This window comes from Microbacterium dextranolyticum (assembly GCF_016907295.1).
GTDB lineage: Bacteria > Actinomycetota > Actinomycetes > Actinomycetales > Microbacteriaceae > Microbacterium > Microbacterium dextranolyticum.
In genome coordinates this window covers 2,783,647-2,803,567 of the sequence record NZ_JAFBBR010000001.1, presented here as the reverse complement: position 1 = coordinate 2,803,567, position 19,921 = coordinate 2,783,647, and the positions used below count along the sequence as shown (strand labels likewise).

Below are 19,921 nucleotides of genomic sequence, written 5' to 3'. Positions count from 1 at the left end.
ACACCCCGCCCTTCGCGGTGTTCTATTCGTGCGCCGCGTGGTGCACGGGGTGGCGACGCTCGAGAGCCGACCCCTCGACGTCGACGTTCGGGACGATGCGGTCGAGCCACCGGGGCAGCCACCACGCCGAGCCGCCGAGCAGGTGCATGATGGCGGGCATCAGCAGCATCCGCACGACGAAGGCGTCGAAGAGCACGCCGAGGGCGAGGCCGAGGCCCATCGACTTGATGATGACCGACTCGGAGGTGATGAACCCCGAGAAGACGGCGACCATGATGAGGGCGGCCGCGACGACCACCGTGCGCCCGGCACGGAAGCCCTGGGCAACCGCGAGGCGGGCCGGCGCGCCGTGTGCCCAGGCCTCGCGCATGCCTGTCGCGAGGAAGAGCTGGTAGTCCATCGCGAGGCCGAAGAGGATGCCGACGAGGATCACCGGCAGGAAGCTCAGGATCGGGCCCGGGTTGTGCACACCGAACAGTCCGCCGAGCCATCCCCACTGGAACACGGCGGTCACCGCGCCGTAGGTGGCGAACAGCGACAGGACGAACCCGCCGGTCGCCACGAGCGGCACGAGGAGCGAGCGGAAGACCATCACCATGATGAGGAACGACAGCCCCACCACGACGACCAGGTAGAGCGGCAGGACGTTCGCGAGCCCCTCGGAGATGTCGATGTTGATGGCGGCCTGACCGGCGACGCCGAGCGTCATGTCGCCGTCGACCGGGGGGAGGGCCCGCAGGTCTCGCACGAGCGTCTCGGTCGAGACGCTGTTCGGCCCCTCGGCGGGCACGATCTGGAACGCGGCGAGGCGGTGGTCGTCCGAGACGGCGACGGGCGCCACGGCGACCACATCGGTCTGCGCGGCCAGCTCCCGCGCGACGCTGAGCTGCGCCGAGCGCACGCCGGCGTCGTCGAGCCCCTCGGGAAGGGTCGCGGTGATCAGCAGCGGGCCGTTGACGCCCTCGCCGAACGCCTGCTGAGTCAGGGTGTACGCGCGGTAGCCGGTCGAATCCTCGGCCTCGGAGCCGCCGTCGGGAAGACCCAGCCGCATCGAGAGCGAGGGCGTGGCGACCACCAGCAGAGCGACGATCGCGACGACGGCCGTCAGCACGGCGCGCACCGTGGACATCGGATGCACGCCGGCGGTCGCCGCCGGGGCTGCCTCGTGCGACGCGGCCGCGTCCTCTGCGCGCGTCCGGGCGCGGCGGCTCAGGATGCGGGTGCCCGCGAGCCCGAGGAGTGCGGGGGTGAGGGTGATCGCGATGAGGACCGCGACGGCGACGCTGACGGCACCCGCCGTGCCCATCAGTCCGAGGAACGGGATGCCCGTGACGTTGAGGGCCAGGAGCGCCACGATCACGGTCGTCCCCGCGAAGACGACGGCGTTGCCCGCCGTGCCGTTGGCGAGCCCGATCGACTCGATGACGTCGCCGCCCGCCAGAAGCTGTCTGCGGTGTCGGTACAGGATGAATAGCGAGTAGTCGATGCCGACGGCGAGGCCGAGCATCACACCGAGGATCGGTGTGACGGATGCCATCTGCACGATCCCCGAGAAGGAGAGGAGCCCCATCGCGCCGATCGCGACACCCAGCAGCGCGGTGACGATCGGGAAGGCCGCGGCGAGGAGCGAACCGAGTACGACGATCAGCACGACAGCCGCCAGAGCGACGCCGATCGCCTCGCCGACGCCGAGGATCTGGGGCACGCCCTGTGAGATCTCCGTCGAGAACGCGACCTCCGTCCCGGCGATGGGGGAGCCCTCGAAGTGAGCGACGACGGCCTTCTTCGAGCTGTCGGCGAGCTCCAGGCGCGGCACCGTGAACTGCACGTTCACGATCGCCGTCGAGCCGTCCGCGGAGACGACGCGGATGGCATCCGCATACGAGAGCAGTTCCGCGCCCTGTTCGAGCTGAGCGTTCTGCGTCTCGAGCGCGGCGCGTCCGTCGGCGAGTTTCGCCTGCTGCGCGTCGAGGGCCGACCGTTGCGCGTCGAGCTGGGCCTGCTGGGCGTCGAGCTGGTCGGTGGGGAAGCCGACGGCCTGCGCTTGCGCCCGCGCGGCGTCGAGCTGCTGCTGAGCGGCCGTGAGCTGCGCCGAGCCGGCATCGAGCTGTGACTGCCCGGCATCGAGCTGCGCCCGCGCGGCGCTGACCTGGGCGCGTCCGTCGGCGATCTTGCTGCGCTGCTCGGCCAGCTGCGCCTCGGTCTGGAAGGGGTCGATGACGTCGGACACGTCGGGGAGGGTCCGCGCAGATGTCGCGAGCGCCGCGATCTCGCCCCGCTGCTCGTCGGTGAGCGGAGCGCCGTCGGTCGTGTGGAAGACGACGGTTCCGGATGCCCCGCTGAATGCGGGGAGCTTCTGCTGCAGTTCGTCGATGACCTTGCCGGAGGCGGTGCCCGGGATGTCGAAGCTCGACACCAGGCCGCTGAACCCGGCGAGGAATCCGCCGACCGTGACGGCGAGGATCACGACCCACCCCACGATCACCGTCCACGCGCGTCGGGCGGCGAACGTTCCCCAGCGGTGCAGCAGCTCGGCCATGACTCTCCTCACTCGCGAGAGCGCGCCGACGGGGAACTCCTCGTCCTCGACAGCCCGGCTAAGATAACACGGACCGTCTCGTCTTATCTGATCGTTCTTCGGGAGCTCTCATGGCCTTCGCCCGCAGCGGCCCCGTCCGCAGTGAAGCCGCGCGTCGGTCGATCCTGCAGGCGGCCGCGGAGCTTCTGGCCGAGCGCGGGTACGAGAGCCTCGCCATCGAGCAGATCGCTGCGCGCGCCGGCGTCGGAAAGCAGACGATCTACCGGTGGTGGCCGTCGAAAGGCGCGATCCTCGCGGAGTGCCTGCTCGAGGGGACGATGCTGGACGGCCGTCTCGATCTTCCCGACACCGGCGATATCCGTGCGGACCTGCGCGACTGGCTGGGGCGCATCTTCGCCCTGCTGGAGCGTCCCGAAGGCGAGGGGCTGCTGCGCGCACTGATCGCGGCGGCCGCCGACAACGCCGAGGTCGGCCGGCGTCTGCGCGACAGCCTGTCCGGATCCGAGTCGGTCTCCGGCCGTCTGGCGCGCGCCGCCGGCACGGCGCCGAATCTCACGCCCGTCGCGCCGTTCGAGGAGATCGCCGAGGCGCTGATCGGCGCCGTGCTGTTGCGTGCGCTCAGCCGCACCCCGGTCGAGCCGGGTGACGCGGACCGCCTGCTCGACGCGATCCTCGGTCGCTGACGCCGAGCGGGAGCCCGGGCCGAGCGGGAGCGGGACTCAGCCCATTCGGACGGCGTGTCCCGAGACGCGGATGCCTCCCGTGGCGGGGATCTCGACGTGCAGCACACCGGGCCTGCCGACGTGACGGCCCTGCGCGATCTCGATGCGTCCGGGGACGGGCACGGCGGCCTGCACCCGCAGATACGCGCCGAGCGCGGCTGCGGCCGAGCCGGTGGCGGGGTCCTCGGTGATGCGCCCGACGGGGAAGAGGTTGCGTGCGGCGAACCGCGTGGCGTCGGTTCGATGGACCACGGCGATCGTGGCCGGCCAGCCGCGGGCATCCATCAGCGCGCGGACGGCGTCGGGATCGAAGCCGAAGCCGTCGAAGACGCTCTCGGCGGCGAGCGCGATGAGCGGGTGGGGGTTCCCGGCGTCGGCGATGCGGGGAGGCAGATCCGGGTCGAGGTCCTGGCGCGCGAGGCCCAGCAGCCCGAGGATCTCGTCGAGGTCGGCCTCGGGTAGTGCGCGGACCGTCGGTGGCACGCTGGTGAAGGTCGCGCGCAGGCCGTCGTCGTCGCGCGCGACCTCGATGCGGACCGGACCGACCGGGGTGACGAACTCGATGACGCCGTCATCGCCGGCTCGGCCGTCCTCGGCGAGGGAGATCGCGGCGGCGACCGTGGCATGCCCGCAGAAGGGCACCTCGGCGATCGGGGAGAAGTAGCGGATGCGCGCCCGCCCCGCCCCGACGCTCGTCACGAACGCGGTCTCGGCGAAGTCGACCTCGGCGGCGATCCGCTGCATCTCGCTGTCGCTGAGACCCCGGGCATCCGGCACGACACCGGCGGGGTTGCCGCCGTCCGGCCGGGTGGTGAAGGCGGCGTAGCGCAGGACGTCCGTGTCGGTCATGCCGCTCACACGGGGAAGATGCGGCCGGTCTCGACGCCGTCGATCGAACGGATGAAGCTCTGCGCGACGACGGCGGCGGGCACGGGGATGAGACCGGGGAAGCTGCGGTGGGACCCCGGGGATTCGACGAGGACGTTCGGGCTGACCGTGTTGATCCGGATGCCGCGGGGGAGCCCGGTCGCGGCGGCCATCGTGAACGCGTCGAGGGCGCCGTTGACGGCCGAGGCGGCTGCTCCGGTCGCGATGGGAACGCCGCCGAGGATCCCGCTCGTGAGGGTGAACGACCCGCCGTCGGCGACGGCGGCGACGCCGCGCACGACGACGGCGATCTGGCCGAGGGTCTTGCTCTCGAGCCCTCGGCGGTAGTCGGCGACCTCCAGCTCGGTGAACGGCTTGAACGGCACGCTTCCCGTGGCGCAGACGACGGCGTCGACCGTGCCGACCGCGGCGAACAGGGCATCGATGGATGCCTCGTCCCCGAGGTCCACCGCGGGGCTCGTCGAGCGGGACGCCGCGATGACCTCGTGTCCGAGGTCTCTCGCCGCGGCCGAGACGGCGCGACCGATCGTGCCGCCGGCGCCGATGATGAGGATGCGCTTGGTCATGGGGTCTCCTGTGGCCTGGCTTCAGAGCAAGTCGCTGCGGTGCACGAGCGCCGCGGCGCCGATGAGGGGGGCGTCGCCGCCGAGACCGGCGCGCACGACACGGAGGTTCGCCGCGTACGCGTTGACCGCCGCGGCGCGCACCGATGCCTCGATCTGCTCGGTGAAGTCGTCGGCGACGAACGAGAAGCCGCCGCCGACGACGGCGAGCTCGAGGTCGAGCAGCGTCGCGGCGCCCGCGAGTCCCACTCCGATCGCTCGCGCCGAGCGGGCGACCGCGGCGCGGGCGAGCTCGTCGCCGCGGCGATACGCGTCGGCGAGCTCTTCGCCGGTCGAACCGGCCCAGCCCTGCGCGCGGGCCCAGGCGACGATGTGCGGGCCCGACGCGAGCTGCTCGACGGTGGAGGCGGCCGCATCGCCGTCGACGATCTCGCTGACGACCACCTGACCGATGTGGCCGGCGTTCCCGGATGCCCCTGCGACGAGGCGTCCACCCGACACGATCCCGCCGCCGACGCCCGTCGAGACGACGAAGACGATGGCGTCCGACGTGCCGTGGGCTGCGCCGAGCCACAGTTCCGCAAGGGCGATGCACGTGCCGTCGAGGCGGAGGGCGACGTTCTCCAGCCCCGACTGCTCGGCGACGAACGCGACGATCGGCATGCCGTGCGCCGCGGGCAGGTTGATGGGGGCGATCGTCCCGGCGCCGATGTCGATGGGGCCGGCCGAACCGATGCCGGCGGCGGTCACCTGCGACCACTCCGGCAGCGCGCGGCACCGTGCAATGACCGCGCTGAGGGCACGTTCGAGAACGGACCGATCGGATGCGGCGGCGGCGCCGGTGGCCTCGCGGGTGCGTGTGCCGGCGAGGATGCGTCCCTCCTCATCGACGAGGGCCGCTTCGACCTTCGTGCCGCCGAGGTCGATCGCGAGCGCGAGTGACATGTCCATCCCCTTCGAGTGCAACCGGCATGCCCATCGGGGCATGGGTCTCAGCGTAGTGTCGGCCACAGCGATCGGCATCCGCCGCCTGCTTCGCCCTGCGGGTCGGTCCCGGCTCCGCGCCGATCGTCTGGAGCCATGCCCATGGCCGCACCCGCCTCCTCCACCCTCGGACCGGTACGTCAGACCTACGCGACCGCGGAGACCTTCCCGCCGCTGGCGCGCGCGTACACGCAGGTCTCGCAGGTGGCGAAGGAGATGGGGCTTCTGCGTCGGGCCCCGATCTTCTACGGCGCGGTCGGTGCGGCTCTCGCGCTCGCGCTCGGTGGCTGCATCACCGGGTTCGTGCTGCTCGGCGACAGCTGGTTCCAGCTGCTCATCGCCGCGGCGCTCGGTGTCGTCCTCACGCAGGCCGCCTTCCTCGCGCACGAGGCGGCGCACCGGCAGATCCTGTCATCGGGTCCTGCCAACGTCCGGCTGGCACGTGTGCTCGCCGCCGGTGTCGTCGGCATCAGCTACTCATGGTGGGATGCCAAGCACTCTCGGCATCACGCCAACCCCAACCGGGTCGGCAAGGACCCGGACATCGCCGTCGACACCATCTCGTTCCTCGAGGAGGATGCCGCGCAGGCGCGGGGCCTGCGGCGCATGATCACGCGCCGCCAGGGCTGGCTCTTCTTCCCGCTCCTCACCCTCGAGGGGCTCAACCTGCACGCCCTGGGCATCCGCCACCTGTTCTCGCGCGAGCCGATCAAGGGGCGTGCTCTCGAGCTCGGCCTCATCGCGACGCGCTTCGCCATTCTGCTCGTGCCGCTGTTCCTCGTGCTGCCGGTGGGCATGGCCTTCGCGTTCCTGGGCGTTCAGCTGGCTGTCTTCGGCGTGTACATGGGGGCATCGTTCGCTCCCAACCACAAGGGCATGCCGGTCATCGCCGAGGGCGCGAGGCTCGACTTCTTCAGCAAGCAGGTGCGTACCTCGCGCAACATCCGCGGGGGGTGGTGGGCCTCAGCCTTGCTGGGCGGACTCAATTACCAGGTCGAGCACCACCTCTTCCCCAGCATGGCGCGCCCGTACCTCGCGCAGGTGCGACCCGTCGTTCGCGACTTCTGCCGCACGCACGGAGTTCCCTACACCGAGACGAGCCTCTGGCGCTCGTACGCGATCGTGGTCGACTACCTCAACCGCGTGGGACTCGCCGCACGTGACCCGTTCGCGTGCCCGGTCGTCTCGGAGTACCGCCGGGCATGACGGCTCCGGCGCCGCCGGTGGCGGTGCCGATCAGGCGTTGCGTTTGATCGCGCGCATGAGCCAGGCGATCACGGCGATGATCAGGATCACGAGGCCGATCCACAGCAGGAACTTCGCCGCTTCGACGAAGACGCCGAGCAGGATCAGGACGATGCCGACGACGAGAAGGATGATCGCGAGTGTCATGGATGCCAGTGTGCTCGCGCCTCGACCGACGTGCGAGGGGTTGACAGCCGCGATCGCGTCTGTCAACCCCTCGCCTCGCACGACGGCATCCGGTTCAGTGGAGGCATCCGACCGAGCAGATATGACGAGGCGCAGCCATGAAGGACATCCTGATCGAAGGCCACCGGATCCTGACGACCGATGACGTCGCCGAGGCCGTGCTGTCCTACGCGCGCGTCCTCCTCGAGAGGGGGAGCGCCGACATCGTCGAGTTCCCCAGCTTCCACGACGGCAACCCGACGCTCTGCTCGCTGCTGATCGGGGGCGCGGGACTGATGGCAGTCGTCGATGCTCCCGTCGCCCTGTCGGCGCCGGTGGGGGGAGCCGAGCTGGCGTGCGATGAGATCACCCGTCGTGCGGACGCGTTACGGTAGGGGCGTGGGCAGGTTCAATTACGACGGCAGCGTCAAGGTGGATTTCGACGATCGCGTGCTGGCGCATCTTCAGGTCGTCATCACGCAGAAGCTGCGGCGAGGCGAGCCGTTCCCCTTCACCTGGCGCAACGAGCCGAGCCTCGGTGACGGTCGGACGACCGTGTGGCTGCACCCGAACGCGTCGCTGGTGTACAAGTACAACGGCAGCCGTCAGCCGGCCCTGAACCGCGCCTGGCTCGAGGCGCTGACCCAGGCGGCGAACTCCACCGGTGGCCTGCACATCGTCCCCGAACCCGAGGGCGTCACCGCAGGCGAGGTGCTCACCGGCTGATCCGGCACGGGGCCGCCCCGACAGGGGTCGACCGGGTCAGCCGGTGACGACTGTCACATCGGCCTGCGCAAGGGCCGAGGCGAGTTCGCCTGCCGGCGGCGTGTCGGTGACGAGGTAGTCGGCCCCGCGCAGCGGCGCGACCTGTGCGAACAGTCGGCGCCCGAGCTTGCTGGAGTCGGCGAGGATCGCGGTGCGCTCGGCGCGTTCCATCATCTCGGCCATCATCGTCGCGTCCCCGAGGTTGCTGGTGGAGTACCCGGAGGCATCCACGGCCCCCACGGCGACCAGCGCGAGGTCGCAGCGGATGTCGACGTCGTGCACACCCGGTACTGGGCGGTCGCGGTGGGGAGGGACGCGCACCGGCATCGCGCGTCGCTCGAGAGCGCGGTCGCGCTGTCTGCGACGCGGTACCGACTCGGCGACGTCTTCGACGTCCACGATCTGGAGGACACCGCGGCACTGCCCCGCCACGCCGCCGGTCGGCGCGTGGTCGAGGCCGTCGAGGCACTCCAGACGGGCGCCGTCGGGGTGCCGGCCGTCGTCGTCGACACGTCGACGCCCACGACGATCGGCCTCGGCGACAGCTTCGTGGGCGGGTTCCTCGCGCCGCTCGCCGGGCCGAGGAACCGCTGAGAGCGTCGGTCAGTCGGCGACGTCGACGGTCTGCGGCGCGTTGTCGGCCGGCTCCGCGGGTGCCGCCTCGATCTGCTCGGCGACCAGCATGATGCCGCCCGAGGAGTTCGCGGACTGTGCGAGGGTCTCGATCCACGAGCGGTTCAGCTCGACCGGCTCGGGGTCGTCGAAGACGAATCGGAGCGCGATGGACGGATGGACCCAGATGGTGCTGCGCCCGCCGGGTTCGTCGTCGGGATGCGGCCATGAGACGGTGAAGCTCTCGCCGCGGCGGAGCTTGGTCGCGATGACGACTTTGAGATGCGACAGCGCCCGATCATCGATGTGGATCGGCGTCGCCGAGCCTCCGTAATAGATGGTGCCCATGCGAGAAGTGTAGATCCGACCCGAGGATGCCTCCGGGCCGCTCGCCCGTGTCAGGCGAAGGTGGCATCCAGGGCCGCGCGCAGGTCGGCCTCGAGGTCGGACGGGTCCTCCAGCCCGACGGAGAACCGCAGATGACCGTACTGTCGGAACGGTTCGGGGTAGGCGGCTGTGCGCGCGCCCGATCTTCCGATGTGCACGATCAGTGACTCGTCGTGGCCCAGCGACACCGCGGAGGTGATGACGCGCAGCGCCGCGACGAAGCGGTTCTGCGCGTCGGTGTCGCCCTCGACGGCGAACGCCAGCATCGCCCCGAAGCCGCGACCGCCGAACTGGCGGGCGGCGATCTCGTGCTGCGGATGCGAGGGCAGCCCGGGGTAGGCGACGAAGGCGATCCGAGGATCGTCGTCGAGCACCCGCGCGAGCCGTTCCGCCGTGCTCAGATGCTGGCGCATGCGCAGCGGCAGGGTCGACGAGCCACGCTGGATGAGCCAGGCGTTGAACGGCGAGATGACACCGCCCACGTCGACCATCGCGTCCGCCTTGATCCGCGCGATGAGGTCGTGTCGCCCGATCACGGCGCCCCCCATCGCGTCGCCGTGACCGTTGATGTACTTCGTCAGCGAATGGGCGACGAGGTCCGCCCCGTCGGCGAGGGGGCGGTAGAGCGGCGGAGGGGTGAACGTCGAATCGACCGACAGCAGCGCGCCGGCATCGTGCGCGATGCGTGCGACGGCCGCGATGTCGGTCACCTTCGTCGTGGGGTTGCCGATCGTCTCGACGTGGACGAGCCTCGTCTCGGGGCGGATCGCCGCGCGCACCGCGGCCGGATCGGCCGAGTCCACGAAAGTCGCAGTGATGCCGTAGCGCTCCGGCAGCAGCTCGGAGAACAGCCGCCAGGTCGCCTCGTAGGTCACGTCGCCGACCACGACGTGGTCGCCCGAGCGGAGGAGGGTGAAGAAGACCGCGTGCAGCGCCGCGACGCCGGATGCCAGGGCGACGGCATCCTCACCGCCCTCGAGCGCCGCGAGCTTCTGCTGCAGAGCGATCTGGTTCACGCCGGAGTTGCGGGTGTAGATCGGGACGTCCGTGTCGGACCAGCCGAGCTCGGACGGGTCGTCGGGAAGGGCGTAGGAGTTCGCCATCACGATCGGGGTCCGGATGGCGCCCGTGCCCTGATCGATGCGGTTGCCGGAATGGACCGCCTGCGTCGCGAAGGCGAGGCTGGCGGGGTCGTGCTTGTCGGGCCGCGTCATGCTGGTGCGTCAGGAGTCGATGCGCGAGTGCTCGCCCAGGCGGTGCCACGCGCGGTTGTGGTAGACCAGCGCGTCGCCCGCCTCTCCCGGCGAGACGTCGCGTTCGAGCTGTGCCTGCAAGGCGTGCGCGGCGATGACGGTGGAGCCGCCGGCATCCATCCGCTCGATGATCGCGCAGCGCACCCAGGCACGCACGTCGTGATAGACGGCTTCGCCGGTGACCAGCCGCGACCACGGGCGGGTGCCGTCGAAACGATCGATGCCCGACGTGGCCCCGATACGGGCGAGGTCGAGGTCCTGCGCGTCGAGCAGGTGGACGACCACGGTCTCGGCCCGGGCGAGCACCGCCGCCGACGACGACAGCGACGAGACCGAGAAGATGAGCAGGGGCGGATCGGCGCTCACGCTCGCGACGCTCGTCGCGGTGAGCGCCACGGGGCCCTCGCCCGCGTCGGCCGTGATCACGGCGACGCCGCCCGGGTGCCCGCGGAACAGTGCTTTGAACTCGTCTGCCGACAGCGAGCCCGAGAATCCCGCCGACGGCGAGAGGTGCGGCACGATCTGATCGGGCGACGAGGCGGCGGGCGTGGAGGTCATCCCTCTACGGTACGCGCGCCGACGTGCTCCGGGCTCGGGGCGGTGCAACACGACGACACACGAACCGCGGCGTCGAGCGTCATCCGATGAAATGGATGACATGACCGCGACGAACCCCGACCGCGCCGCCGCACCCGCCACCTCCTCGAGCACGCCTTCGGGCGCCTCTCGGGGCTTCGCGACCGAGCAGGTGCGCCGCGGCTACACTCCGGGCACGCCGCAGAACGCCGTCGCGACGCCGATCTATCAGACCACCGCGTACGAGTTCGCCTCGCTGCAGGACGCGGCCGACATCTTCGCCCTGCGCAAGGCGGGAAACCTCTACAGCCGCGCGGCGAATCCCACCCAGCTCGTCTTCGAGGAGCGTGTGTCCGCCCTCGAGGGGGGCACCGCCGCGGTCGCGGTCGCCTCGGGACAGGCCGCGGTCGCCGTTGCGCTCCTCGCCCTCGCCAAGAACGGCGAGCACATCGTCGCGGCGCAGCAGCTCTACGGCGGCACGGTCGACCTCTTTCAGGAGACGTTCGCCGAGTGGGGCATCGAGGTGGACTTCGTCGACCAGGACGATCCGCAGGCCTGGCGTGCCGCGATCCGCCCGACGACGCGGGCCCTGTTCGCCGAATCCGTCACCAACCCCACCGCGCAGGTCCTCGACGTGCAGCTGGTCGCCGATATCGCCCACGCCGCCGGTGTGCCGCTCGTGATCGACAACACGGTCGCGACGCCGTATCTGCAGCGCCCCGGCGCGCACGGCGCCGACATCGTCGTGCACTCGGCGACCAAGTACCTCGGCGGCCACGGCACCTCGATGGGCGGGGTGGTGGTCGACATCGGATCGTTCGATTTCGGTGCCGAGCCCGATCGGTGGCCCCAGCTGACCCGTCCCTACGCCCGCATCCCCGGGGTGACCCTGTGGGAGCGGTTCGGTGCGGACGGCCAGGCGCTCGCCGTCCTCATCAAGACGAAGTACGTGCACGACCTCGGGCCGTCGCTGTCGCCGTTCAACTCGTTCCAGCTGCTGCAGGGACTCGAAACGCTGGACCTGCGGATGGGGCGTCATGCGGCATCCGCCCTCGCCGTCGCGCGGTTCCTCGACGGGCACCCCGACGTCGCCGTCGTGCACCACCCGGGTCTGGAGGGCAACCCCTGGGCTGATGCGGCGCGGACCTACCTGCCGCAGGGCATCCCCGCGGTGTTCTCGTTCGATGTGGCCTCGACCGGTGACGCCGCGGCCGACCTCGCGCGCGTGCATCGCGTCGTCGACGGGCTGAGCCTCGTGAAGCTCGTCGCCAACATCGGCGACGCCCGCTCGCTCGTCGCGCACCCGGCGTCGATGACCCACAGCCATCTCAGCCCCGCACAGCTCGCCGACGCGGGGATCTCGCCACGGACGGTGCGCCTGTCGATCGGGCTGGAAGACCCGGCCGACCTCATCGCCGATCTCGATCAGGCGCTGCGCCGCTCGTGAGGCGCATTGTGCTCCGCGAGAGCACAGTGTGAGATTTGATTCATGACCGCACCGGGCCATTTTCCCGGTGCGATCGGGGAAACCCGGTGGGGGAGTCTCGCGAGGGTGGAAGGGCGGGCGACGGTCGCCCGTCCTGGCGCCGACCGCGATGTCGGCGTCCGCGAGGTCGCCCCCGAGGAGTGAGCATGTCCTCCGTCTCCCGTCCGAACAATCCCGCGCGATGGGGGGTGCTCGGAGCCGCCTTCATCGTGCTGTTCTTCGTCTCGTCGATCGCGCTCTTCAGCGTCTTCCTCAACCCGCTGGCGCAGAAGAACGACTGGACACCGGTCGACGTGACACTGTCGTTCTCCATCTTCCAGACGGTGATGGCCGTCACGGGCATCTTCTCGGGCCGGATCAGCGACCGCGTCGGTCCGCGTGCGGTGCTGCTGCTGGGCGGTCTGCTCTTCGGCATCGGCTGGTTCTTCACCGGTCTGGTCACCGCGCTGCCGATGCTCTATCTCGTCCACGGTGTCATCGCCGGAATGGGCAACGGCCTGGTCTACAACCCCGCATTGACGACGGCGCAGCGCTGGTTCCCCGACATGCGCGGCAAGGCCTCCGGTCTGCTGCTCGGCGGCGCCGCCATCGGGCCGGCCCTGCTGGCTCCCGCCGCCAACGCGCTGCTGGGCGCGATGGGGCTCACCGGCGCCCTGATGACCCTCGGGGTCGTGTTCTGGATCGCGATCAGCCTCGGCGGGCTGTTCGTGCGCCCCGTTCCCGTCGGCTACGCCCCCCAGGGTGCTCCGGCGGCGGCGACCGCCGACGGAGGAGTCGACTGGCGCGGCATGCTGTCGTCCGGTCGCTTCTACCTGATGCTCGCGCTGTTCGCCGCCGCCGCGACCGGTGGCACCATGCTGGTGGGGGCCGTCTCGGCCATCGCGCAGAAGCAGATCGGCGATGTGGGAACGATGGCCGCGGCCGCCTTCGGCGCACTGATGGTGTCGGTGTCGACGATCGCGAACTTCGCCGGGCGCCTCAGCTTCGGCGCACTGTACGACAGGATCGGCCCCTACCGCAGCCTGCTCATCATGCTCTCCGGCACGCTGGCGGCCATGCTCCTGCTCACGATCGCGACCGCCCCGGCACTGTTCGTCGTCTGCATCGTGATGCTCGGATTCACCTTCGGCGCGCTCCTGGTGATCTACCCGCCCTTGACGGGAGAGACGTTCGGCACGAAGAACCTCGGCGTGAACTACGGGATCATGTTCCTCGGCTACGCCATCGGCGCCTGGATCGGACCGCGTCTGGCGACCTCGCTGTTCTCCGACGAGACGGGGTACCGCAACGCCTTCTTCGCCGCATCCGCGATCTGCGCCGTCGGACTGGTCCTGGTCTTCGTACTGAAGGCGACCGCGTCCCGCACCCGCGGCACCGCTTCCGTGGTGCCTGCCCCGTCGGCATCGGTCGGCGTCGAGTGACCCCGCCCGAAGGAGAGGAATCCACCATGAACGAACAGCTCCGCATCGCTATCATCGGCGCCGGCGCCATGGGCCGCGACCACGTCCGCTACGTCCAGGACGATCCGCAGACGGTGCTCGTCGCGCTCGCCGACCCCATGCCGGAGACCGAGGCGTATGCCGCATCGCTCGGCGTCCCCTGGTATGCGGACCACGTCGAGATGCTCGACGCCGTCCGACCCGACGGCGTGATCATCGCGTCGCCGAACCGTCTGCATCTGCCGATGGCGCGTGACGTCATCGCCCGGGGCATCCCCGTTCTCGTCGAAAAGCCCATCAGCGACGACCTCGACGACGCACGCGCCTTCGCGGCCGAGGCCCGCGAGCAGGGCGCGAAGGTGCTCATCGGTCAACACCGTCGGCACAACCCCAAGGTGCGTCGGGCGAAGGAGATCATCGACTCGGGCGTGCTGGGGCGGATCGTCACGGTGTCGATGCACTACGCGATCTACAAGCCCGACACCTACTACGACATCCCGTGGCGGCGTCAGAAGGGCGCCGGCCCGATCCTGGTGAACATGGTCCACGACGTCGACCTGATGCGGTATCTCATCGGCGAGCCGGAGCAGATCCAGGGCATGGCGGCGAATGCGGCCCGCGGTTTCGAGGTGGAGGACTCCGCCGTCGTCAACGTGCGGTTCGCGGGCGGCGCGCTCGGCTCGCTGACGCTGTCGGATGCCGCGGCGTCGCCGTGGAACTGGGAGGCGACGGCGCGGGAGAACCCGTTCTTCGCCCCCTTCGACACGGACGCGTACCTCATCATGGGGACGCGCGGATCGCTCTCGTTGCCGCGCCTGCAGCTCTTCACCTACGCCGACGGCGTCTCGGACTGGACCGCGCCGCTCACGTGCGAGATCCAGGGAGTGCGAGAGGGCCTGCCGCACCGTCTGCAGCTCGTGCACTTCGCCGGGGTCATCCGGGGCGAGGAGCAGCCGATCGTGACGCCGGAGGACGCGATCCGCACGCTCGACGTGCTGAACGCGGTCAAGGCCGCCGCCGAGAACGGCGAGAGCATCACTCTCTCCTGACGCCCTGACGCCCTGACGCCCTGACGCACGCCTCTCCGTTCGCCGCAGAGGGGCGTGCGTCAGATGGCGTGGACGACGTGATTCGGGCCGTGCAGCTGCTCGTGCAGGCGTTCCATCCGCGCATCCAGCAGGGCGGCCGAGTCGGCGGCATCCTTGAGCTCCGCCAGCAGCCCGTCGGGGACGGCGCCGTCGTACTTGTAGTAGATCTTGTGCTCGAGGCTGGCCCAGAAGTCCATCGCGATCGTGCGGAACTGCACCTCGACGGGCACCTCGACCCTGCCCGTGGAGAGGAACACCGGCACCTCCACGATCGCGTGCAGGCTCTTGTATCCGTTCGGCTTGGGATCGGAGATGTAGTCCTTGACCAGGCGCACGGAGATGTCGTCCTGTCCGGTCAGCAGGTCGAACAGGCGATACGCATCGCGGGTGAAGCTCGTCGTGACCCGGATCCCGGCGATGTCGGTGACGCCCGTGCGAATCGCATCGAAGGTCGGCTCGATGCCCTTGCGGGCGATCTTGTCCACGAGGCTGTCGGCCGTCTTCACGCGGCTGGATACGTGCTCGATCGGGTTGTAGTCGTGCGTGAGCTGGAACTCGTCGCGCAGGATGACCAGCTTCGTCTCGACCTCGCGCAGTCCGAACTGGTACTCGAGGAGGAACCGCTGCAGCTCGTCGCGCATCGAACGGAGTTCTTCGGTCGAGAATGTCGCGACGTCGCCGCCGAACGACACGGAGAGATCTCCGCCACGGGTGCTCATGTGTCAGACCGTAGCCAGAGCGCTTGGGCGGATGCTGAGAGGGTCGCCGCGACAGGAGCGGATGCAGGGAGAATGGGAGCGTGCATCCCGATCATGTCCCCCTCGGCGCGCGGATGCACCGGGAACTGCGACACGTCGCCGACAGCCTCACGAGCTTCGGCCCACCGACGGGGCGTCGCTGGCCGCTGGCGCTGCAGGCGGGCCTCGCGATGGCCGCACCGATCGTGCTCCTCGCCGCCGTCGGTCGCTCCGACATCGCGCTGCTGGCGGCATCCGGCGCGTTCACCGTCATCTACGGCGGATGGCTGCGCCCGCGCGAGCGGGCACGTTTCGCTCCTCTCATCGCACTGGCGCTGATCGCCTGCGCGGCGGCGGGGACGCTCGCCGCCGCGGGAGGGACGCCCGTCGTGCTGGCCGGCGTCGTGATCGTCACGATCGTCTCGGCCGCCGTCGCGGGCCGGCGCTCGCTCGGTCCGCCGGGCACGGTCTTCTTCGTGCTGGTCTTCGGGCTGTCGGCGCAGATCACCGCCCTGCACGATGGGGGCAGGGCCGTCGATCCCCTCACGTACCTGGTCGTGGTCGCGGGCTCGTGTGTGTTCGCGTGCGTCCTGGTGGCGGCGCCGCTTGCGCTGCCCCGGTATCGCGCTGAGAAGCCGCGACCGCTCGCCGAGCTCTTTCCCGCGCGATGGGGCGGCGTCGCGCGGTCGCTGACGGCACGGAGCGCGATCGTCGCGGTGCTCGGCGTCTGCGCCGCGATGCTCGTCGACCCGACCCGTTCCTACTGGGTGGTCTGCGCGGGGATCGCGGTGGCCGGGATGCCTCTGGGTCGACGGGCCGCGGCGACCCGCGGCATCCATCGCTCGGTAGGAACGATCGGCGGGGGAGTGCTTTACCTGGTGCTCGCGTTCCTGCCGTTGCCGATCTGGGCGCTGGGGATCGTGCTCGGCGCCCTGCAGTTCGTGATCGAGCTGGTCGTCGTGCGCCACTACGCGTTGGCGTTGGTGTTCATCACGCCGCTCGTCCTGCTGCTCATCGGTGCGGCATCGGGGCATGCGGCGACCGTGCCGCTCGCGCTCGAGCGGGTCGTCGACACCGTCGTCGGAGCGGCGATCGGCACGGCAGCCGCGCTCACCGTGCGCCTGCACGACGACTGACCGCTGCGCGGGCCGAGCCGCGCGGGCGCTCTCTATACTCGGAATACACATACCCGGCATGCAGAGGGAGGGGACACGGATGTCAGTGCGTCAGAGCCTTCTCGCGATCCTCGATCAGGGGCCCTGCTATGGCTATCAGCTGCGCGCCGAGTTCGACCGGCGCACCGGGTCGGCGTGGCCGCTGAACGTCGGCCAGATCTACAACACCCTCGACCGCCTCGAGCGCGACGGCCTCGTCGAGAAAGGCGAGACGGATGCCGAGGGGCACGTCTACTGGAAGATCACGGCCGACGGTGCGGCGGAGGCTCGCGGATGGCTGCAGCGACCGGTGGCACGCGCGGATGCCGCCCGCGACGAGCTGGTCCTGAAGATCACCGTGGCCGCGACGCTGCCGGGCATCGATGTCGCGGAGATCGTGCGGGAACAGCGCGCGGTGTCGCAGGCCCGTGTCGACGAGCTGGCCGCGTGCAACGCGGGCGACGCGAACGCTCCCGACGGCGCTCTCGGATGGCTGCCGCGGTCGAGTGCGATCTTCGCGGCCGAGAATGAGGTGCGTTGGCTCGATCACGTTGCCGCCCGCTTGCGGGAGATGCCGCCGGGGGTCGGCGTGCAGGCGCTCTCGGCGCACAAGCCCGCCCGCGGTCGGCCGCGTCTCAGCGAGAAGGCAGCGCGGACGTAGTCGAGGATCGGTCGAGGGAGCGCAGTCGCAGTGCGCCCACCAGCCCGAGCAGCAGGAACACGCCGGCGACGAGCATCGACCAGCGCGTCGCGTCTGCGAACCCGGCGGACAGGGCCGCCACGGCGGCATCCGTCTGAGTCCCGAGGCTGCTGGCAGCGCCGTGCGCGCGCAGCTGAGAGATCATCGTCCCCGCCGAGGCGCGGGTCGCGTCGGCGAGCTGCGACGCGGCAGGGCCGGTGAACCCTGCCTGCTCCAGCGCGCCCGGCAGGGCGATCGCGAGCGAGATCGACAGAGTGGCCCCGGCGAAGGCTGTGCCGAGTGCCGTTCCGATCTGACGGACGGTCGACTGGGTCGCCGATGCCTGGCCGCTGACGGCGACCGGTACGTCGCGCAGCACGGTGCCGGTCAGCTGCGCCGAGGCGAGGCCGAGGCCGAGGCCGTAGACGACCAGCGGGAGGGCGATGATTCCGCCGGGGGTGACCCCGCTCACGACGAGAGCGAGGGCGATGACGCCGATCACCTCGAGCGAGAGGCCGATGACGACGGTGCCAGTGGCGCCGAACCGCGCGGCCAGATGCCGTGCGGCGGCTCCGGAGGCGAACGCGCCGAACGCCATCGCGGCCAGGATGAGACCGGTCTGCAGCACCGACAGGCCGAGGGCGGCGGTGAGGTACAGCGGCAGCACGAAGATGAGCGCGAACTCGCCCACCGCCACGGTCGCGGCGGTGACGTTGCCCCACGAGAAGGTGCGCAGGGAGAAGAGGTGCAGATCCAGCAGCGCGTCGCGCTGCACACGTTCGCGATGGCGTTCCCAGATCACGAACAGCGTGAGGGCGACGGCCGAGACGGCGAGACAGATCGGGACGATCGAGACGGGGGCGGTGGCGGGCCAGCCCCATCCGCCGATGGCGAGGTCGGCCGCGGGAGCCCACCAGCCGAGCGTGGGCCCTTCGATCACAGCGAAGACGAGTGCGCCGAAACCGATCGCCGCCAGCAGGGCGCCGTCGACGTCGGCTCCGCGCCGGAAGCCCGAACCACGCGTCTCGGGCACCGCCCAGACGGCGACGGCGAACACCGCCGCCCCGAGCGGAAGGTTCACGAGGAACACCCACTGCCATGACGCATACTGCGTGAGGATGCCGCCGACGAGAGGACCCAGCGCGGCGGCGCCGGAGATGACGGCGCCCCACACCCCGAAGGCGGCCGCTCGTGACTTCCCGCGGAAGACGGCGTTCACGGTCGACAGTGTCGAGGGCATGATGAGCGCGGCGCCCACCGCTTGCGCGGCGCGGGCGGCGAGCAGGATTCCCGCAGACTCGGCTGTGGCCGCCCACAGGCTGCCGGCGACGAAGACGGCGACGCCGGCGAGGAACAGGCGCTTGCGCCCGAACCGGTCCGCGAGCTTCCCCGTGGACAGCAGGAGGGCGGCCAGCAGCACCGCGTACAGGCTCGACACCCACTGCGCGTCTGTGAGATCGAGCGAGAGGTCGTGAATCATCGTCGGCAGGGCGACGCCGACGATCGTCCCGTCGAGCACGATCATGCCGAGCCCGGTGGCCAGCGCCGCCAGCCCGATCCACGCGCGGCGGGAGGGTGCGTCGGATTCGCCGGCGACCGCAACGGGCATACCTTCAGTCATGCTGAAAGTATGCACCCGTGGGCGACCTCTGTCCAGTTGTGGTCTGACAATATGCTCGATCGGCGGTGCGCGCTGGCCGCAGGGTCGTGGCGCCCCATCGCGCGGACGCCGGGCGTACCGTCGGATCATGACCGATCACCTCATCACCGCCGCCGAACTCGATGCCGCGCTGCGCGCGGGCGCGGCGCCCGTCGTCCTCGACGTGCGCTGGCGGCTCGGCGGCCCGGACGGCCACCCCGACTACCGTGCCGGGCACATCCCCGGAGCGGTCTTCGTGCGACTCGACGACGACCTCGCCGCTCACGGCCACCCGTTCGACGGGAGGCACCCCCTGCCCGAGGCTGCCGCGTTCCAGGCATCCGCCCGCCGATGGGGGATCGACGACGGCGACACGGTCGTCGTCTACGACGACTGGCAGGGCTACGGGGCGGCCCGTGCATGGTGGATGCTGCGCGACGCGGGAGTGGACGCGCGGGTTCTCGACGGCGGACTTGCCGTGTGGCGCGCGGCAGGTCTTCCCTTGGAGCAGGGCGAGATCCTCCCGGTGGAGGGCGGTGTGACGTTGCAGTCCGGACGGATGCCCCAGCTCACGATCGACGAGGCGGCGTCGCTCGCCGCGAGCCCCGACGGGGTGCTGCTGGATGCCCGGGCCGGCGAGCGCTACCGGGGTGAGACTGAGCCGATCGATCCGCGTGCGGGACACGTCCCCGGTGCGATCAGCGCGCCCACGTCCGAGAACGTGAACGGGGACGGGACTCTCCGCTCGCCGGACGAGTTGCAGGCGCGCTTCGCCGCGCTCGGTGTCGGGGGCGGTCGTGTGGGTGTGTACTGCGGCTCAGGCGTGAGCGCCGCGCAGGAGGTGCTCGCGCTCGCCGTGGCGGGCCACAAGGCGGCGCTGTACCCCGGTTCCTGGAGCCAGTGGGCGAACACGCCCGGGCGGCCCGTCGCCACCGGCGACCAGCCCTGACGGTCTCCGCTCGCGGGCGGCAGGAGGCGTGCCGCCGAGGGTGTTGACTGG

At 70.7% G+C, this 19,921-nt stretch carries 22 protein-coding genes; 11 read left to right on the top strand and 11 right to left on the bottom strand.

Annotated elements, in window-relative coordinates; translation table 11 throughout:
* Positions 1–22: 22 nt before the first annotated feature.
* Positions 23–2,539 (bottom strand): MMPL family transporter, encoded by a 2,517-nt coding sequence (locus tag JOE64_RS12750; RefSeq protein WP_204964603.1) that lies wholly within the window; start codon positions 2,537–2,539, stop codon positions 23–25.
* A 110-nt stretch (positions 2,540–2,649) separates the two neighbouring features.
* Between JOE64_RS12750 and JOE64_RS12745 the strand changes: the two genes are divergently transcribed.
* Positions 2,650–3,222 carry a TetR/AcrR family transcriptional regulator gene (locus JOE64_RS12745; RefSeq protein ID WP_204964602.1) on the top strand — a complete coding sequence of 191 codons (573 nt, stop codon included), beginning with the start codon at positions 2,650–2,652 and terminating at the stop codon, positions 3,220–3,222.
* Positions 3,223–3,258: 36 nt separating this feature from the next.
* Here JOE64_RS12745 and JOE64_RS12740 read toward each other — a convergent pair whose 3' ends face one another.
* From JOE64_RS12740 to JOE64_RS12730, 3 genes are read right to left on the bottom strand one after another with little or no spacing between them, the layout of a single operon-like run.
* Positions 3,259–4,110 carry a PhzF family phenazine biosynthesis protein gene (locus JOE64_RS12740; protein WP_204964601.1) on the bottom strand — a complete coding sequence of 284 codons (852 nt, stop codon included), beginning with the start codon at positions 4,108–4,110 and terminating at the stop codon, positions 3,259–3,261.
* A 5-nt stretch (positions 4,111–4,115) separates the two neighbouring features.
* Positions 4,116–4,715: a short chain dehydrogenase gene (locus JOE64_RS12735; protein ID WP_204964600.1), complete on the bottom strand. Its 600-nt coding sequence runs from the start codon at positions 4,713–4,715 to the stop codon at positions 4,116–4,118.
* A gap of 21 nt (positions 4,716–4,736) precedes the next feature.
* Positions 4,737–5,657, bottom strand: coding sequence for an ROK family protein (locus tag JOE64_RS12730; RefSeq protein ID WP_204964599.1), 921 nt, complete (start codon positions 5,655–5,657; stop codon positions 4,737–4,739).
* A gap of 135 nt (positions 5,658–5,792) precedes the next feature.
* On the opposite strand from JOE64_RS12730, the gene JOE64_RS12725 reads away from it, so the two are divergent.
* Positions 5,793–6,902 (top strand): fatty acid desaturase family protein, encoded by a 1,110-nt coding sequence (locus JOE64_RS12725; protein WP_204964598.1) that lies wholly within the window; start codon positions 5,793–5,795, stop codon positions 6,900–6,902.
* A gap of 30 nt (positions 6,903–6,932) precedes the next feature.
* Here JOE64_RS12725 and JOE64_RS12720 read toward each other — a convergent pair whose 3' ends face one another.
* Complete coding sequence (locus JOE64_RS12720; RefSeq protein WP_204964597.1) at positions 6,933–7,088, bottom strand: hypothetical protein; 156 nt, start codon at positions 7,086–7,088, stop codon at positions 6,933–6,935.
* A gap of 137 nt (positions 7,089–7,225) precedes the next feature.
* Between JOE64_RS12720 and JOE64_RS12715 the strand changes: the two genes are divergently transcribed.
* Together JOE64_RS12715 and JOE64_RS12710 are read left to right on the top strand one after the other, a co-directional pair.
* Positions 7,226–7,501: a hypothetical protein gene (locus JOE64_RS12715; protein ID WP_204964596.1), complete on the top strand. Its 276-nt coding sequence runs from the start codon at positions 7,226–7,228 to the stop codon at positions 7,499–7,501.
* Positions 7,502–7,505: 4 nt separating this feature from the next.
* Positions 7,506–7,832, top strand: a complete 327-nt coding sequence (locus JOE64_RS12710) for a DUF7882 family protein (RefSeq protein ID WP_204964595.1) — start codon at positions 7,506–7,508, stop codon at positions 7,830–7,832.
* A gap of 36 nt (positions 7,833–7,868) precedes the next feature.
* Here JOE64_RS12710 and JOE64_RS12705 read toward each other — a convergent pair whose 3' ends face one another.
* Positions 7,869–8,153, bottom strand: coding sequence for a DeoR/GlpR family DNA-binding transcription regulator (locus JOE64_RS12705; protein ID WP_271202595.1), 285 nt, complete (start codon positions 8,151–8,153; stop codon positions 7,869–7,871).
* Between JOE64_RS12705 and JOE64_RS12700 the strand changes: the two genes are divergently transcribed.
* A complete protein-coding gene (locus JOE64_RS12700) occupies positions 8,148–8,465 on the top strand; it encodes a hypothetical protein (protein WP_204965122.1) in 318 nt (105 codons plus the stop codon). The genes JOE64_RS12705 and JOE64_RS12700 overlap by 6 nt on opposite strands.
* Before the next feature lie 9 nt (positions 8,466–8,474).
* Here JOE64_RS12700 and JOE64_RS12695 read toward each other — a convergent pair whose 3' ends face one another.
* From JOE64_RS12695 to JOE64_RS12685, 3 genes are read right to left on the bottom strand one after another with little or no spacing between them, the layout of a single operon-like run.
* Positions 8,475–8,831: a DUF7882 family protein gene (locus JOE64_RS12695; protein ID WP_204964593.1), complete on the bottom strand. Its 357-nt coding sequence runs from the start codon at positions 8,829–8,831 to the stop codon at positions 8,475–8,477.
* Between the two features lie 50 nt (positions 8,832–8,881).
* Positions 8,882–10,084 (bottom strand): trans-sulfuration enzyme family protein, encoded by a 1,203-nt coding sequence (locus JOE64_RS12690; RefSeq protein ID WP_204964592.1) that lies wholly within the window; start codon positions 10,082–10,084, stop codon positions 8,882–8,884.
* Between the two features lie 9 nt (positions 10,085–10,093).
* The gene (locus JOE64_RS12685; protein WP_239531769.1) at positions 10,094–10,681 is read right to left on the bottom strand and encodes a flavin reductase family protein; all 588 of its coding nucleotides are present in this window, start codon (positions 10,679–10,681) and stop codon (positions 10,094–10,096) included.
* Between the two features lie 100 nt (positions 10,682–10,781).
* Here JOE64_RS12685 and JOE64_RS12680 point away from each other — a divergent pair, with 100 nt between their 5' ends.
* The 3 genes from JOE64_RS12680 (at position 10,782) to JOE64_RS12670 (ending at position 14,673) form a co-directional block, all read left to right on the top strand.
* A complete protein-coding gene (locus tag JOE64_RS12680) occupies positions 10,782–12,146 on the top strand; it encodes an O-acetylhomoserine aminocarboxypropyltransferase/cysteine synthase family protein (protein WP_204964591.1) in 1,365 nt (454 codons plus the stop codon).
* A 185-nt stretch (positions 12,147–12,331) separates the two neighbouring features.
* Positions 12,332–13,606: an L-lactate MFS transporter gene (locus JOE64_RS12675; RefSeq protein ID WP_204964590.1), complete on the top strand. Its 1,275-nt coding sequence runs from the start codon at positions 12,332–12,334 to the stop codon at positions 13,604–13,606.
* Between the two features lie 26 nt (positions 13,607–13,632).
* The gene (locus JOE64_RS12670; RefSeq protein ID WP_204964589.1) at positions 13,633–14,673 is read left to right on the top strand and encodes a Gfo/Idh/MocA family protein; all 1,041 of its coding nucleotides are present in this window, start codon (positions 13,633–13,635) and stop codon (positions 14,671–14,673) included.
* Positions 14,674–14,732: 59 nt separating this feature from the next.
* On the opposite strand, the gene JOE64_RS12665 is transcribed toward JOE64_RS12670, so the two are convergent.
* Positions 14,733–15,431, bottom strand: coding sequence for a GTP pyrophosphokinase (locus JOE64_RS12665; protein WP_204964588.1), 699 nt, complete (start codon positions 15,429–15,431; stop codon positions 14,733–14,735).
* Between the two features lie 80 nt (positions 15,432–15,511).
* Here JOE64_RS12665 and JOE64_RS14840 point away from each other — a divergent pair, with 80 nt between their 5' ends.
* Both JOE64_RS14840 and JOE64_RS12655 read left to right on the top strand, forming a co-directional pair.
* Positions 15,512–16,585: an FUSC family protein gene (locus tag JOE64_RS14840; protein WP_204964587.1), complete on the top strand. Its 1,074-nt coding sequence runs from the start codon at positions 15,512–15,514 to the stop codon at positions 16,583–16,585.
* Between the two features lie 79 nt (positions 16,586–16,664).
* Positions 16,665–17,264 (top strand): PadR family transcriptional regulator, encoded by a 600-nt coding sequence (locus tag JOE64_RS12655; protein WP_204964586.1) that lies wholly within the window; start codon positions 16,665–16,667, stop codon positions 17,262–17,264.
* Here the strand turns inward: JOE64_RS12655 and JOE64_RS12650 are convergent.
* The gene (locus tag JOE64_RS12650; RefSeq protein WP_204965078.1) at positions 17,239–18,891 is read right to left on the bottom strand and encodes an MFS transporter; all 1,653 of its coding nucleotides are present in this window, start codon (positions 18,889–18,891) and stop codon (positions 17,239–17,241) included. The two genes, JOE64_RS12655 and JOE64_RS12650, sit on opposite strands and share 26 nt — an antisense overlap.
* 139 nt (positions 18,892–19,030) lie before the next feature.
* Here JOE64_RS12650 and JOE64_RS12645 point away from each other — a divergent pair, with 139 nt between their 5' ends.
* Complete coding sequence (locus JOE64_RS12645; RefSeq protein WP_204964585.1) at positions 19,031–19,870, top strand: sulfurtransferase; 840 nt, start codon at positions 19,031–19,033, stop codon at positions 19,868–19,870.
* Positions 19,871–19,921: the final 51 nt, after the last annotated feature.

Excerpts from the sequence above, each read along its gene's own strand:
- JOE64_RS12675 (WP_204964590.1), top strand. The coding sequence starts at position 12,332 with ATGTCCTCCGTCTCCCGTCCGAACAATCCCGCGCGATGGGGGGTGCTC.
- JOE64_RS12670 (WP_204964589.1), top strand. The coding sequence starts at position 13,633 with ATGAACGAACAGCTCCGCATCGCTATCATCGGCGCCGGCGCCATGGGC.
- JOE64_RS12690 (WP_204964592.1), bottom strand. The coding sequence starts at position 10,084 with ATGACGCGGCCCGACAAGCACGACCCCGCCAGCCTCGCCTTCGCGACG.
- JOE64_RS12680 (WP_204964591.1), top strand. The coding sequence starts at position 10,782 with ATGACCGCGACGAACCCCGACCGCGCCGCCGCACCCGCCACCTCCTCG.
- JOE64_RS12720 (WP_204964597.1), bottom strand. The coding sequence starts at position 7,088 with ATGACACTCGCGATCATCCTTCTCGTCGTCGGCATCGTCCTGATCCTG.
- JOE64_RS12730 (WP_204964599.1), bottom strand. The coding sequence starts at position 5,657 with ATGTCACTCGCGCTCGCGATCGACCTCGGCGGCACGAAGGTCGAAGCG.
- JOE64_RS12655 (WP_204964586.1), top strand. The coding sequence starts at position 16,665 with ATGTCAGTGCGTCAGAGCCTTCTCGCGATCCTCGATCAGGGGCCCTGC.
- JOE64_RS12725 (WP_204964598.1), top strand. The coding sequence starts at position 5,793 with ATGCCCATGGCCGCACCCGCCTCCTCCACCCTCGGACCGGTACGTCAG.
- JOE64_RS12685 (WP_239531769.1), bottom strand. The coding sequence starts at position 10,681 with ATGACCTCCACGCCCGCCGCCTCGTCGCCCGATCAGATCGTGCCGCAC.
- JOE64_RS12695 (WP_204964593.1), bottom strand. The coding sequence starts at position 8,831 with ATGGGCACCATCTATTACGGAGGCTCGGCGACGCCGATCCACATCGAT.
- JOE64_RS12750 (WP_204964603.1), bottom strand. The coding sequence starts at position 2,539 with ATGGCCGAGCTGCTGCACCGCTGGGGAACGTTCGCCGCCCGACGCGCG.
- JOE64_RS12745 (WP_204964602.1), top strand. The coding sequence starts at position 2,650 with ATGGCCTTCGCCCGCAGCGGCCCCGTCCGCAGTGAAGCCGCGCGTCGG.
- JOE64_RS12715 (WP_204964596.1), top strand. The coding sequence starts at position 7,226 with ATGAAGGACATCCTGATCGAAGGCCACCGGATCCTGACGACCGATGAC.
- JOE64_RS12645 (WP_204964585.1), top strand. The coding sequence starts at position 19,031 with ATGACCGATCACCTCATCACCGCCGCCGAACTCGATGCCGCGCTGCGC.
- JOE64_RS12650 (WP_204965078.1), bottom strand. The coding sequence starts at position 18,891 with ATGCCCGTTGCGGTCGCCGGCGAATCCGACGCACCCTCCCGCCGCGCG.
- JOE64_RS12665 (WP_204964588.1), bottom strand. The coding sequence starts at position 15,431 with ATGAGCACCCGTGGCGGAGATCTCTCCGTGTCGTTCGGCGGCGACGTC.
- JOE64_RS12740 (WP_204964601.1), bottom strand. The coding sequence starts at position 4,110 with ATGACCGACACGGACGTCCTGCGCTACGCCGCCTTCACCACCCGGCCG.
- JOE64_RS12735 (WP_204964600.1), bottom strand. The coding sequence starts at position 4,715 with ATGACCAAGCGCATCCTCATCATCGGCGCCGGCGGCACGATCGGTCGC.